General features: G+C 41.3%; 10 protein-coding genes. 6 read left to right on the top strand and 4 right to left on the bottom strand.

Annotated features, from left to right (window positions below):
- Nucleotides 1-5: 5 nt before the first annotated feature.
- From nudC to dnaQ, 3 genes are all read right to left on the bottom strand, one after another.
- Nucleotides 6-779, bottom strand: coding sequence for an NAD(+) diphosphatase (nudC, locus tag BBP83_RS08900; protein WP_068887596.1), 774 nt, complete (start codon nt 777-779; stop codon nt 6-8).
- Between the two features lie 2 nt (nt 780-781).
- Nucleotides 782-2,425, bottom strand: coding sequence for a chemotaxis protein (locus BBP83_RS08895; protein ID WP_068887595.1), 1,644 nt, complete (start codon nt 2,423-2,425; stop codon nt 782-784).
- 128 nt (nt 2,426-2,553) lie between these two features.
- Nucleotides 2,554-3,957 (bottom strand): DNA polymerase III subunit epsilon, encoded by a 1,404-nt coding sequence (gene dnaQ / locus BBP83_RS08890; RefSeq protein ID WP_068887594.1) that lies wholly within the window; start codon nt 3,955-3,957, stop codon nt 2,554-2,556.
- A 207-nt stretch (nt 3,958-4,164) separates the two neighbouring features.
- Here dnaQ and BBP83_RS08885 point away from each other — a divergent pair, with 207 nt between their 5' ends.
- The 6 genes from BBP83_RS08885 to BBP83_RS08860 all read left to right on the top strand — a co-directional run bounded on the left by BBP83_RS08885 (nt 4,165) and on the right by BBP83_RS08860 (nt 14,403).
- On the top strand, nt 4,165-7,506 hold the full coding sequence (locus BBP83_RS08885; protein WP_068887592.1) for a lytic transglycosylase: 3,342 nt from the start codon (nt 4,165-4,167) through the stop codon (nt 7,504-7,506).
- A 30-nt stretch (nt 7,507-7,536) separates the two neighbouring features.
- The gene (locus BBP83_RS08880; protein WP_141689964.1) at nt 7,537-9,372 is read left to right on the top strand and encodes an extracellular solute-binding protein; all 1,836 of its coding nucleotides are present in this window, start codon (nt 7,537-7,539) and stop codon (nt 9,370-9,372) included.
- Nucleotides 9,373-9,397: 25 nt separating this feature from the next.
- A complete protein-coding gene (locus BBP83_RS08875; RefSeq protein WP_068887589.1) occupies nt 9,398-10,465 on the top strand; it encodes a microcin C ABC transporter permease YejB in 1,068 nt (355 codons plus the stop codon).
- A complete protein-coding gene (locus BBP83_RS08870; RefSeq protein WP_068887588.1) occupies nt 10,465-11,475 on the top strand; it encodes an ABC transporter permease in 1,011 nt (336 codons plus the stop codon). Before BBP83_RS08875 ends, BBP83_RS08870 begins: the two co-directional genes overlap by 1 nt.
- Entirely contained in the window at nt 11,453-13,057 is a 1,605-nt protein-coding gene (locus BBP83_RS08865; protein WP_068887587.1) for an ABC transporter ATP-binding protein, read from the top strand. Before BBP83_RS08870 ends, BBP83_RS08865 begins: the two co-directional genes overlap by 23 nt.
- Nucleotides 13,058-13,158: 101 nt before the next feature.
- Complete coding sequence (locus BBP83_RS08860; protein WP_068887692.1) at nt 13,159-14,403, top strand: NADH:flavin oxidoreductase/NADH oxidase family protein; 1,245 nt, start codon at nt 13,159-13,161, stop codon at nt 14,401-14,403.
- A 48-nt stretch (nt 14,404-14,451) separates the two neighbouring features.
- Here the strand turns inward: BBP83_RS08860 and BBP83_RS08855 are convergent, their stop codons facing one another.
- Nucleotides 14,452-15,129 (bottom strand): glutathione S-transferase, encoded by a 678-nt coding sequence (locus BBP83_RS08855; protein ID WP_068887580.1) that lies wholly within the window; start codon nt 15,127-15,129, stop codon nt 14,452-14,454.
- Nucleotides 15,130-15,244 lie beyond the last annotated feature (115 nt).

The raw sequence follows: 15,244 nt of genomic DNA, 5'->3' as shown, positions 1-15,244 counted from the left end.
TTTATTTACAGCCAAGCCTGCGTATCATCTGCGACGACTGTACCTTGAATGACATGCATAATCATGGCATGCGCAATACTGCCTTTAAATGGAATTTCAGGAAGCTGATCAAATTTAAAGAAGGCTGCCTCACTAATTTCATCCACTTGTAGTTCAATGTCGCCAGAAGCATATTCTGCTTTAAAGGCAATCATTAAATTACTCGGGAAGGGCCAAGGTTGACTGGCTAAATATTGGATATTTTTTAGTTTTAAACCAACTTCTTCTAGCGTTTCACGACGAACCGCATCTTCTAGTGTTTCACCGACTTCAATGAAACCTGCAATTAAGCCATACATTTCACTGTTTTTATTACGGGCACTTTTAGCCAGTAAAACTTCATCTTGACCACGGGTAATGACGGTAATGACGCAAGGGTTGACGCGTGGGTATTGATGATAGCCACAAGCAGGGCAGACCATGGCATATTCACGAGTATGTACTTCGGTTTTCTGGCCACAATGACTACAAAATTTATGGTTACGCCGCCATTCTAATAGCTGAATTGCCCGACTGGCTTGTTCAAACTGTTTAATATTCCAAAGTTGGAGTAATTGGCGAATGGGAATAAGTTGCAAACCTTCTGGAATGGGTTCTTCATCTAGCAGGTCACGGGCAATCACTTGATCACCCGTACCAATATACAAATCACTTGCTACGCTTTCGACCTGAGGAAGTTGATAGTGTTCATCAACCAACAATTGTTGTTGCTTGAAAATATAGGCAAGTGAGAGAGTCATTATTAGGCTGCTGCTTTTAGTTTATCGCTACTGTCCAATGCTATCTTAAACATCGCGTGTAATACAGGTTGTTTGTTTTTTAAATTATCAATCAACATGTCTGCGCTCGCCAAGGTATCTAAAATATGATTGATATTTTCTGGGCCAATTGCATTTGAGGAGTCGATATAATTTTGAACAAAACGTGATGCAACATTCAGTGCATCTTGACCAGATTCTGCATTTAAGAACTGTAATGCACCACCAATCTCGCGTAATTGCACGGGAACCGTGGCTAACGGAGCTAAATCTTGATCACTAACATACTGTACCAATGCTTGGCTGGCGCTATTAATCAATATTTTGGTTTCATTCAGCAGAGCTTCATGTGCTTCGTCTAAACGGTCAAGTGAGATATTCATGTTGTTCACACGAAGTTGCAGGCGACTAGAAGTGTGATGGCGCTCAAGTACGCCAATAGAGTTCATGGCCGACAAAATACAATTCATCAGTTGCTGTGCAAAGTTTTCATCTTTTAAAATTTCACTTTGACTTAATGAGGCTGCTTGACGTGAAAGATCGTTACAAGCTTCATTTAAATTGAGAACTTTAAAAATATTGGCCAGTTGCAGTAATTTATCCTGAAGTTCTTGCGTTTTTTCAGGCGTCATATTTTGATAGTTGAATTCAATATCATTACGAATTTGGGCCATTTCAGCAGTAACTAAAGCGCTGATGGTATGCATGGTGTCAAAGTCGGGGCCATATAAATGACGGCTGAATACTTGTAATTGGGTGTCGGTGAGTAATTCATCACCAATATTGAGTTTGCCACGAATATGTTGCGATACATCATCTTCTTGGCTAATGCATAAGCTTAAAATATTGGCAATATCCGCTATAGACGGTTTGAAGCGATCTGCTGCATTAAAATATTGTGCAATATTACGTTCAATGCTGACCAGCGTGCGTAAGCGTGGCTCACTAATCAGTAACTGATCAATTTGATTGAAGCTTACAAAAACTAAATTCCAATATTGTTTGCTCGGATGCTTTTCAGATAATCCTGCCAAATAAGTGCCTACGAGCTTAATGGCTTGTAGATCTAATTCGGTTTCTTCTTGCTTAAGCAGTTTATTCAAAGACAATTTGTATAAGCGATGCACATAAGCTGACTTTTCCAGTGCAGGCGCTTGAGGTAAATCAAAATCGGGGGTAATACAGTCCAACAATTTTTCAATATGTTGGCCTTCTGAAGTGAGTGGTTTGCCTAAAGCCAGTTCAAGACGGTTGAGCGTATCGAGTAAGAACTGCGGGATTTTCACTTCACGTAAGCAGATGAATTCGATATAGCGCTTAAGCATAGTTGTGCCTTCGCTCAGTGCAATCACATCAGTTGTATTAATAACCGCAGGGTTCCCCATAATCTTGCGCATTAATTCGGCTGAGTATTGTGCAATTTTCGCTAAGCTTGCCATATCAATCAGTGCTAGAACTTGTGCACATTGTTCAAATTGATTGAGTGCATCATCTATACCAAAAGGCAGGGTTTGATCTTCAACTAAGGTGCTGACTGCTGATTCGACCAATTTGATTGAGTTATCAACTTCACTTTTTATTATCAGTAATGCCGTTGGATCAAAATGAATAGAGGTTTGGTAAGACATGGATCTGCACCTTTCCTAGGGTTTTATCTTGTTTGTGAACCGCCTAGGTTTAGGCGGACCATCTTATCGTTTTACTATAACGTATGTATTCAGGGTTTAAATACAAAAAGTAACAGCAAATTTAGATTTTATTTTACAAAAAGGCAAGGCGTGCCCTGTTTTTCTTCAAATTGTTTGACCCAATTCGCATGCTCTTCAAGTTCTGTTTCACTTGGCAGAATAACAGGAGGTTGAATTTGAACTGCACCCCGTGCAATTTGTGCATACGGATCATCACTATGGGTTAGGGCATCAATATCAAATGCAACCTGTCCACCGGTCATTGCTAAATAGACGTCGGATAAAATTTCAGCATCGAGTAATGCGCCGTGGAAGGTACGGTCACGCTGTGGAATTTCATAGCGACGCACCAAGGCATCTAATGAGTTTTTTTGCCCTGGATGTTTGGCTTTTGCCATTGCTAAGGTATCGGTGACATCACACACACTCGACAGTGTCGGTAAGCCTGCACGTGTGAACTCCATATTCAAGAAGTTCATGTCGAAGGTCGCATTATGCGCAATAATTTCTGCGCCTTTTAAATACTCAAACAAGGTGTCTGCAATATCGGCATATAAGGGTTTATCTTGTAAGAACTCATCGGTAATACCATGGATTCTTTCTGAATCACCCACGAGCTTTTTAGGGTTGATATAAATATGAATAGAGCCACCCGTGAGCTTGCGATTGATCATCTCAATAGCACCGACCTCAATAATTCGGTCACCATCTTGAAAGTAAAAACCAGTGGTTTCTGTATCTAAAATAAGTTGGCGCGGGCCTTGTGCATGGACTGTAGCAGGGGTAATGACAATCTGTGGGTGTAAAGAATTCTTTGCTGTAGTTTGCATTGTAATGACTTCAGCATCTGCAGAAAGGTCTTCTACAGAAGACGCTACAGACGTATCAATAACAGCATCTTCACTTTCTAAAGCATCATCGTCTAGCAAGTCAGGTGAATCTAAATCTTCAGCATCGGCCAAATCTAAGCCAAAAGGATCGTTTAATAGCCAGTCTGGTTCAGCTTTTTTTTTTGAAGCATCGATACCGTTTGCGTTCTGTTTTAAGCTTTGAAGCATTTCTTCTGCACCTTGGTTGGCTAATTGGTCGGCCATTTCGTTGCCTGCATGACCAGAATGGCCTTTAATCCAATTCCATTCAATTTCACGACCTTGGCAAACAGAATCTAACTTTTTCCATAGGTCTGGGTTTTTAACATCTTTCCAGTTTTTCTTTTTCCAACCATGAATCCATTCGGTAATCCCTTGTTTGACGTAGTTGGAGTCTGTCCAAATAATCAATTTGGCATCGGTAGGACAAAACAATACACCTTCGATGGCTGCTGTAAGTTCCATTCGATTATTGGTGGTTTCGGCTTCGCCACCACAAATTTTATGCTCTTCAGATTCTGTAATAATGTATGCCCCCCATCCGCCTAAACCGGGGTTGCCTTTGCAAGCGCCATCGACATAAAGCGTGATTGTTTGTGACATAAATATGAATCCGAATAATTAAGGCTAAGTTCTGTTGGCTATTGTATAACGCAATTGCAATTGCGAAAGCGATATCCTTACGTTTTTTTAATTTCTTGTAACATTTATACTGAATTCGCGCTAAATTAACGCCTTGTGTCTGCGTCGCGCTTCACTACAATGGCATATCTAAAAAATAAATTTTATACGAGTTGTTTGGATTTTTTTATGTATAAACCAACCACAATCTGGTGTCAGCCTAATTTGCCTGCATTATTTAAAATTACAGTACTGGGGACAGCGTTAGCTACTCTAGGTTTGACGGGCTGCTCATCATCTTCTGGTGCAACAAAAGCATCGAAGTCGAAAATGGTTGGTTCAGCGGGCTATTTAGATGCCAATAGTTTAGATGGCTTGGAAGACTTGCTTTCTGCAACCGATATGCGTGCAGTAGAAGGTGACCGTCTGCAAGTGTTAAAACATGGTGATGTGTGGAAGCGTATGACCGTTGGTTTTAAAATGGATTTAAACCATTGGGATACACGTATTGAAGCACAGCGTGGCTGGTTTGCATCCCGTCAACCGTATATTGACCGTTTAAGTGCACGTGCATCACGTTATCTTTATCACACTGTGAAAGAAGCGGAACGCCGTGGTATGCCAACAGAATTGGCATTACTTCCTGTGATTGAAAGCTCGTATGATCCTGCAGCAACATCAAGTGCGGCTGCCGCTGGTTTGTGGCAGTTTATTCCAAGTACGGGGCGTATTTATGGTTTAAAACAAACCAATATGTACGATGGGCGCCGTGATGTTGTGGAGTCGACCCGTGCAGCTTATGAGTTTTTAGGAAGTTTATATAATCAGTTCGGTTCTTGGGAATTGGCTTTAGCGTCGTATAACGCAGGCCCAGGTCGTATTCAACAGGCGATTAACCGTAATAAAGCTGCGGGTTTACCAACCGATTATTGGTCATTAAAACTGCCACAAGAAACCATGAATTATGTGCCACGTTTCTTGGCGGTAGCACAAATTATTAAAAACCCAAATGCGTATGGTGTGAGTTTACCGCCTATTGCCAACCGCCCACACTTTAGAGAAGTGATGGTGGGGCCTGCAAACTTAAATGAAGTTTCATCGATTACGGGCTTAAGCCGTGCAGAACTGTATGCGTTAAATCCGGGGCATCGCGGTGAGGTGATTGACACATCAAGCCCAATGAAAATTTTGATTCCTGCAGATGTCAGTCCATCTGTAGATGAAAGACTGAAGAAAATGCAATCAAGCTCAGGGGGTTACTGGGCGGGTGGTGCAAGTCAAAATTTACCTAAAAATAATGTCATTATTACGCCCTCTAAAGTGACACCACCCGATTTAAATAGCAACGTCATTACGCCGTCTAAAACAATACCCCCTGTGATTACGGTAGCAACTAAACCGCCTGTGGTTAAGCCATCATCGGTAGCGCCACCAAGTACGGCAGTTTCAAGCGCTGTATTGGGTAGACCTCAAGCGAAAACGCCACAAGGTTCATCTGCATTGGCCGCATTTGCTGCCAGTACGGATATTCCAAGCGCACCCCGTATTCCTGTAGCGGTGACACCTGTCGCATCGACGGTTAAAGCTGTGACTGCTGAACCGGCACTTTCTGCGAAGGAACGTGAGCAGATTAGGGCTGCCATTCAGGCGGAAGGGCAAACTAAAACTGTAGATGAGGTGTTGAAACCTGTTGCAACCAAAGCAGAGCAAGATGAGGTGGTTCAAGAACTCACGGCTTTAGCGCCACGTGGGACTGAAATTGTCGATCCTTATGATGGCAAAATTAAGTTAACTGCTATTCAAACCAGTTTGTCGGTAGCGGAACAACAAGGCAAAGAACTCACCAAGGGCTTTTCATATCCTAAAGGGGTTGCGGAAAATACCCGCCCAGATTCTGATGAAGCCAAACGTAATTTAGACAAAAATTACATTAAAACGGACTCTGAAGTGGTGATGGTTGCACCGAAGGGCAAGCGCAGTACCTATACCGTTCAATCTGGCGATACCCTAGTGGTTATTGCGATGAAAAATGGGGTGAACTGGCGTGACGTCGCGAAATGGAATCAGATGGATGCCGATGCCAAATTATATGTGGGCACCAGTATTTATTTGTATGATGCGAAACCTATAACTGCGCCAGAAGCATCTAAAGCCAAGTTACAGCCAGAAAGTTATATTGTGAAAGCCAATGATAGTTTGATAGGCCTTGCCAGCCAGTTTGGCTTATCTGTAAAACAATTGGCAGACTTTAATAATTTAAATACCACCAGTGGTTTATTGGTTGGCCAGAAACTTTCTTTAAAAGAAACAGCAGCTTCTAAAGCGAAACTAGATGCTGATAATAAAAAAGCCGAAGCTGAGAAGAAAGAACTTAAAGTTCCGAGCAAATCTTATATAGTTAAACGCGGTGAATATCTCAAACTGATTGCAGACCGTTATGCCTTGTCTAATCAGGAATTGGCTAATTTAACTTCAGGTTTAACCTCTGCCAGTAGCTTGATGGTAGGACAAAAAATTAATGTGCCTTTGAATGAAGTTAATGCCAGTTCAAATGCACCATTGAATACAAAACAGGAAGAGAAAAAACTGGTTTCTAATGTGAAGCTTGAAACCAAAGCAGATTCAACAGTTAAAACCGAAAGTTATACTGTCCAACGTGGTGATACGCTGTATAGCATTGCCTCACAGTCTAAAATGGCGATGAGTGAACTGGCAGAGTTAAACAACATTTCTGCCAATAGTGGTTTACGTATTGGACAAAGTATTAAAATTCCTGCGGGTTCAACTGTGCCAGAACAATATACCGTGCAATCGGGTGATACCTTAACAGGTATTGCAAGCCGTTATAATTTAGGCATGGACTATGTGGCGAACGTAAATGGTATTAACCGTAATACAGGTTTACGAGTTGGACAGCGTTTAAAATTAACTGGCGACGTGGTTGAAGAAAAACCAGAAGTTAAAACTGAAACCAAGCTTACAGTGAAAAATCAAACTCGTGGTAATGCAGGTGAAGTTCAGCAAACACATGTGGTGAAATCAGGTGAAAACCTAACTGCTATTGCACAGAAATATCATTTGCAATTGAACTATTTGGCTGAGTTAAATGGACTATCACGTACCAGTACGGTACGCATTGGTCAAAAACTAAAAATTGTAGGCAATCTTCCCGAAGCTGAAAAAGAAGTAGTGACAGCAGTGGTTAAATCTACGGCTCCAGTCAGCACATCTCGAAATACAGAAAGCTATGTGGTGAAGTCTGGCGAGTCGTTAAATTCAATTGCGAACCGAGTCGGGATGAGTGTTACAGAATTGGCTGAAATGAACGATTTGAGTGCGCGTGCAGGATTGCGCATTGGACAGAAAATTGCTCTTCCAAAAACCATCAGTGAATATCGCATTAAACGTGGTGATACGCTTATTGGCTTGGCTAGTCGTTATGGTATGGAAAGCAATGTTTTGGCAGATATGAATAATATGCAGCCTTCTGCGCAATTACGGATTGGCGACGTTATCAAAGTTCCAAATTAAACTGGGCGCTATACACGGAGCAGTATGAAGATGCCGTTTGCAGTAAAACATTGGGTTTTCGCATGTGGTGTATCTGTGTTGACACAAGGGGCGTGGGCTGCTTTGCAAACCACGCCTTTTATTGCGATTCACAGTGCGCCACGTTATGCAAACCTTCCCGCAATGCCTTATGCCAACCCTCATGCACCCAAAGGTGGTTATTTAAGTACGTCTGGCAACGGTACTTTTGATAACTTGAACAGCATGAATGGCAAAGGTAATGCTGTTGATGGTGTAAATTATTTATTTGATACGCTCATGAGTAGTTCTTTAGATGAACCGGGTGTGATGTATCCACTGTTGGCCGAAAAAGTAACGTTTGACCCAAAGAAAACGTCTTTTGTCATTTTCTATTTAAATCCCAAAGCTAAATTTAGTGATGGCTCTGCGGTCACGGCAGAGGACGTTAAATACAGCTTCGATACATTTCAGACTAAATCTAATCCAGGTTTACAGATGTATTTGTCCGATTTAGACCAAACGGAAGTGTTGTCTAAATATCAGGTCAAGATGCGTTTTAAATCGGACAACAATGCTGAAATGCCACTAATTTTGGCGCAGATGCCAATTTATTCAAAGAAAGATTGGGCTAAAAAAGATTTTACCCGCATTACCATGCAACCTATTTTAGGTTCTGGGCCGTATTTAATTGACCGTATTGATGCAGGACGTAGCGTAACCTATAAACGAAATCCCAATTATTGGGCCAAAGATTTGCCTGTCAATACAGGGCGCTATAATTTTGATCGCTTGAAATACGTTTATTATCGAAATTTAGAAATTGCTTTTGAAGGTTTTAAGTCTGGGCAATATACTTTGCATGAGGAAAATACAGCACGTAAATGGGTGACTGAATATAACTTTCCTGCGGTAAAAGCAGGGATGGTGGTGAAATACCGTTTTCAGCATCAAAACCCAATTACCACACAAAGTTTTGTTTTTAATACCCGCCGTAGTCCATTTCAAGACATTCGTTTGCGTCAGGCACTCACCTATGCCTATGACTTTGAATGGCAAAATAAAGCTCTATTTTATGGACAATATACGCGTTTACAAAGCTATTTTGCCAACAGTGAGCTAGAAGCAAAAGGTTTGCCTTCACGCGCAGAATTAACCGTTTTAAAGCCTTATTTGGGACAGTTAGACCCTGTGCAACGTGCAGGGGTGCTCAAAAATTGGAAATACTCAGTTTCTGATGCGACTGGCTTTAATCGACAGAATTTATTGGTTGCGCGACAATTGTTAATTCAAGCGGGCTATAAAGTTGAAAATGGACGTTTGTTGGATAAGTCGGGTAAGCCCATTGAATTAGAGTTTTTAATTCATCAAGATGGTTTGCAGCGAACCTTAATGCCATTTGTTCGCAATTTAAAGCGCTTAGGAATTCAGGTCAATATCCGTCAGGTCGATGTCCCTCAGTACATTGAACGTATGCGTAGTAAAGATTTTGATATGACCACTAATGCCTTGCCTCAGTCTTTAAGTCCGGGCAATGAGCAAGCACAATTTTGGGGCAGTTCATCGGCAGATCAGCCGGGTAATTACAATTATGCAGGGATTAAAAATCCAGCCATAGATGCCATCATTCAACAAATAATTCGTGCACCCGATCGGGAAGCGTTGGTCATTCGCACACGTGCTTTAGACCGTTTGTTACGAGCGGGGTATTATCAAATTCCGACTTATGGTAAGGGTGAAAATTGGTTGGCATATTGGAATATGTATCAACAACCCAAAGTCAAACCCAAACTTTCAACGGGAATTGAATATTGGTGGAGCAACGCAACGCAGGCTCAAAAAGTGGCAAACTACTTACGTCAGCAATAAGCCCAACGCAGAAGGATCATCATTCATGGGCATATATATATTAAAAAGGCTGCTACTGATTATTCCAACATTATTGGTCATTTTACTGATCAACTTTATGGTCATTCAAATTGCACCGGGCGGGCCAGTCGAGCAAGCCATTCAACAAGCTGAAGCATTTCAAGGTATGGGAGCAGGTGCGGGTGGCGAAACGACCAATGCCACTGCAAAATACCAAGGTGCTAAAGGCCTAAGTGAAGAAATGGTCAAAAAAATTGAAGCCCAATATGGTTTTGATCAGCCTGCACCAGAACGTTTTTGGCAAATGTTAAAAAGTTATGCATCATTTGATTTTGGCATTAGTTTTTTTAAAGACAAGCCAGTTACGCAATTGTTGTGGGAAAAACTACCCGTTTCACTGTCTTTGGGACTGTGGAGTACCTTGCTGATTTATTTAGTGTCTATTCCTTTAGGCATTAAAAAAGCCCGTCAGCATGGTTTATTTTTTGATAAATCGACATCCATGCTCTTGGCTGTAGGTTATGCCATTCCTGCTTTTGCATTCGCCATTTTGCTCATTGTGTTCTTTGCAGGTGGGTCATATTTTCAATGGTTTCCGTTACAGGGCTTGGTCTCAGAAAATTTTGCTGAACTGACGATTTTGGGAAAAATAACCGATTATTTTTGGCATATGACTTTGCCCTTGTTGGCTATGGTGATTGGCGGCTTTGCGGGACTGACTTATCTAACTAAATATTCATTTATGGAAGAATTGAATAAACAATATGTGTTGGCTGCGCGTTCTAAAGGTTTAACGGAATCACGGGTATTGTATGGCCATGTATTTAGAAATGCCATGTTGATTGTGATTGCGGGTTTACCAGAAGCATTAATTGGCATTTTCTTTGTGGGTAATTTATTCATTGAAATTATTTTTAATTTAGATGGTTTGGGATTGCTGGGCTTTGAAGCCATTGTACAGCGTGACTATCCTGTAATTTTTGGCACCTTATTTATTTTTACCTTACTGGGTCTTGTGTTGCGGTTAATAAGTGATGTGTTGTACCAAATCATTGACCCACGAATTAATTTTGATTCACAGGGGACAAAATAATGTCTCCAATGATGCGTGAACGACTACAACGTTTTAAACAGAATAAACTTGGCTTGGGTTGTTTGATTATTTTTTCAATTATTTTTGGCTTGTCATTGGGCGCAGAATTGATTGCCAACGATAGACCACTTCTGGTGAAATACGAACAAAGTTTTTATGTGCCTGTGTTCAAAAGCTATCCAGAAACAACTTTTGGTGGGGTATTTGAAACTGAGGCAGATTATAAAGATCCTGCAGTTCAGCAACTTATTCAGGCTAAAGGTTGGGCGCTTTGGCCTGTTATAGGATATTCATTTCAAACGCCAAATTTAGATTTAGCGGTTCCAGTACCTTCAGCACCAACCACACAAAATTGGTTGGGAACAGATGACCAAGGCCGTGACGTGTTGGCCCGCATTTTATATGGTTTACGTGTATCACTCCTGTTTGGTTTTGCCTTGACCTTAGCATCTGCTGTATTGGGTATTGTGGTAGGTGCTATTCAAGGTTATTACGGGGGCTGGGTGGATTTAATTGGACAACGCATATTGGAAGTCTGGGGCGGTTTACCCATGTTATTCATGGTGATGATTTTGGTCAGCATGTTTACTCCCAGCGTGTATTGGTTATTTGCCATTATGTTGTTATTTGGCTGGCCAACCTTGGTGGGATTGGTTCGAGCAGAATTTTTACGTACGCGAAATTTAGATTATGTGCGAGCTGCTCGAAGCTTAGGCGTTTATGACCATACGATTATGTTTCGACATATTTTACCCAATGCCATGAGTTCTAGTTTGTCGCAACTTCCCTTCATGTTAACGGCCAATATTACCGCTTTAACTGCACTCGATTTTTTAGGATATGGTTTACCGCCAGATGCTGCCTCACTGGGTGAATTGCTCTTGCAAGGGAAAAACAATTTAAATGCACCGTGGTTGGCGTTGTCAGGCTTTTTTACTTTGGCCATTGTGCTGTCGCTATTGATTTATATTGGGGAGGCGACACGTGATGCATTCGATCCAAGACGTTAATTACTGTAAGAACACACCCGTTTTGCTTCGTGTACAGGATTTAAACATTCAGCATGATCAGCAGTTTTTGGTTCAAAATTTAAGTTTTGATGTGTATGCAGGTCAAACTGTCGCGATTGTAGGTGAAAGTGGTTCGGGTAAATCAATTAGTAGTTTGGCATTGTTGGGTTTACTGCCAAAAAATTTAAAAATTACAGGGCAGGCACTGTTAGCGAGTCAAAATTTGTTGGTGCTTCCTCCGCAACAACTTAGACAAATTCGTGGCCAAAAAATTGCCATGATTTTTCAAGAGCCGATGACGGCATTAAATCCGTTGCATCGTGTTGAAAAGATAGTCGGTGAAACCTTGGTGTTGCAAGGTTGGTCTAAAGATAAAACCCGCGCACGTGTAATTCAGTTGCTCCAAGATGTCGGTATTACAGAAGCAGAAGATAAGTTAAAGCGCTATCCGCACGAGCTTTCAGGAGGGCAACGACAACGAGTCATGATTGCTATGGCTTTGGCATTAGAACCTGATATCTTAATTGCGGATGAACCGACAACTGCGCTAGATGTAACCTTACAGGCACAAATTCTAAACTTACTCAAATCTTTGCAACAACAACGCAATATGGCCATGATTTTAATCAGCCATGATTTAAATTTAGTGCGCCGTTATACCGACCAAGTTTTGGTGATGCATAAAGGTTATGTGGTTGAGCAAGGCCCCACTGAACAGATATTTAGAGCACCTGAGCAAGCTTATACGCGCGACTTGCTTCGTCATGATTTTGGTGAGGCATTGGTTGTAGCTGAGCAGGCTGTGTTATTGCAATTGAATCAGTTGGCAGTCAAATTTCCAATTAAGCACGGTCTATTGAACCGAGTGAAAGATTATTTTGTGGCCGTAGAGCCTTTGAGTTTTCACGTAGAGCAAGGCCAGTCTATTGGGATAGTCGGCGAAAGTGGTTCAGGTAAAAGTTCACTGGCTTTGGCTGTGGCACGCTTAATTGAAAGCGAAGGTGAAATCATGCTGCGCGGACAGAACTTGAATCACTTAAAAGAGAAGCAATTGCGACCGTTACGCAGTCATTTTCAAATGGTTTTTCAAGATCCATTTAGCAGTTTAAACCCACGTTTAAATGTAGAGCAAACCATTGGGGAAGGACTGGAAATAAGAAAGTTAGATGCTTCTGAAATACAGGCACAGATTGATGAAGCCTTACAGAAGGTGGAACTCCCGATTTCTTTTAAGTCGCGTTATCCACATGAATTGTCCGGTGGGCAGCGTCAGCGCGTTGCCTTGGCGCGAGCTTTGGTGTTACGACCTCAATTGTTGATTTTAGATGAACCAACATCGGCTTTAGATCGTAGCACACAGCGTTCGATTGTGACTTTATTGCGCAATTTACAGCAGGAATATCAGATGAGCTACATCTTTATTAGTCATGACTTACAAGTGGTTAAGGCGCTGTGCCAAAAAGTATTGGTGTTACATCATGCACAAGTGATGGAGTTTCAGGAAACCACGCAACTCTTTGCGCATCCACAAACTGAATATACCCGTAAGTTGATTGAAGCCAGTCAATATGAGCTCAGATGAAATAATTATCTATTTTGACAAGATTGATTGTCAAAATGGTCTTGACGATCAAGAAAATCCAGTTAGAGTGATAACTCTAAATAGGTAAATGGATAATGATCGTGACTCATCTTGCAGAAACCATTCAAATAAAAAACATCCACTTTAAAAATCGTTTGATTAAAGGGGCCATGAGTGAAGCCTTGGCCAATACAGCAGGCCAGCCAAACCATCTACATTTTGGTTTGTACCAAGCATGGGCAAAAGGTGGGCTAGGCTGTGCCATTACAGGCAATGTCATGGTCGATATTCGCGCTAAAAATGAACCTGGTGTGGTGGCTGTAGAATCTGATCGCGATTTAGCCTTGCTACAACAGTGGGCAAATGTCGGAAAACAACATGGCATGGTGCAGTTGGTTCAACTGTCACATCCGGGGCGTCAGTGTCCAAAAGGTTTAAATAAGGAAACTGTAGCACCGTCTGCTGTGCCATTTAGTCCCATGTTAGCCACTACTTTTGGTACGCCAAGAGCCCTTCATGAAGATGAAATTTTGGATATTATCCAGCGCTTTGCGACGTCCGCTCAAGTGTGTGAGCAGGCAGGCTTTGAAGGGGTGCAATTACATGGGGCGCATGGTTATTTAATTAGTCAGTTTTTGTCGCCTTTGACCAATAAGCGTCAAGACCAATGGGGCGGTTCTATTGAAAACCGTATGCGTTTTTTATTGGAAGTGTATACAGCAGTGCGTAAAGCCACTTCAGAAAATTTTATTATTTCAGTGAAACTGAATTCAGCCGATTTTCAGCGTGGTGGTATTAGCGAAGAAGATGTTGTAACAGTTTTTAAAGCCATCGATGATGCAGGCATTGACCTTATTGAAATTTCTGGCGGTAGTTATGAAGCACCCGCAATGGCAGGCGCAAAAGAAGATAAACGTAAAGCCAGTACCATTGCTCGTGAAGCTTATTTCTTAGATTTTGCAGAAAAAATTCGTAAACAAGTAAAATGCCATTTAATGGTAACAGGTGGTTTTCGTACAGTTGAAGGGATGAATGCAGCCCTAGACAGTGGTGCCTGTGAATTTGTGGGTATTGCTCGCCCATTTGCCGTAGAAACAGATTTAGCCAATCGTTTGATTGCGGGTCAAGATGTTCGTTATGGTGTAGATAAAATCAAAACAGGAATTCCTATGGTTGATAAAATGGCAATCATGGAAATTATTTGGTATGCCGCGCAGTTTAAAAGTATTGGTGAAGGCAAACAGCCGAATCCAAAATTATCACCATTAAAAGTCTTCTTTAAATATTTAAAGGGCAATTTAACCGCAGTAATTAAGGGGCATGTCAATTCACGTAAATCGGCTTAAATTGAGCGTGTGATGATCACATAATTTTGAGACTGAATTTGCCTAACGCTATTGGGTCATTTCCCAATAGCGTTGAAATTCATCAGCAGACCATTGACCTTTGAGCAACGCGGCTTGGAAGGCTGGTCTGCTTTTTATTTGCCTTAAATAGCATTCTAGGGTGTTGTAAGCCTGAAAGTCTGGATAGGCGTGCATACACGCGTGTAAGGGAAACCAGAGCAAGATGTCGGCATAGCTAAACTGATCTCCAGCCAACCATGTGTTTTTGGTTAAATGGTCATTCAGGAGTGCTAATTGGGTTTTTATTTCAGGGTTTAAATATGACTTATTGAATGTTGCCTTAACGGCTAGACTGATAAAACGCACAGGCCATGGGGTTTGGCACACAATTTGTGAAAAAACCTGCTTGAGCGCTAAATTAGGCATAAAACTGCCATCACTAAAATGTGTATAAAAGCAAAAGTCCCAATAATGATGCGCCGAGCTGTTTAAAATCAGCGCCTGTTTTTGTTGGCAAAGATAAGCTGCAATGGCACTACTTTCCGTTAAGGTCTGTTCATGACCCGATTGCTGTAACAGTAAGGTTGGAAATTTATGTGGAGGAGCATCCGCATTCAAAACTTTTTGTGGATGAATAATCAGCTCATAATCTAACTGTAACTCTTCTAATAGCCAAAGAATACGTTGCGAGCGTGAATTAATTAAGTGATGTAATTTGAGTTCCATGCCATTTTTATAATTAAAATTTCAGTCTTCATCATAAATAGATTGATACAGTAAAACTATAAAATATGTAGCCATTTTTTTGGCAATAAAAAAGCCCAAGTCATAATGCTTGAGC

The sequence above is a fragment of the Acinetobacter celticus genome, from assembly GCF_001707755.1.
Taxonomy (GTDB): Bacteria; Pseudomonadota; Gammaproteobacteria; order Pseudomonadales; family Moraxellaceae; genus Acinetobacter; species Acinetobacter celticus.
This window is presented reverse-complemented; position numbering and strand designations above follow the sequence as displayed.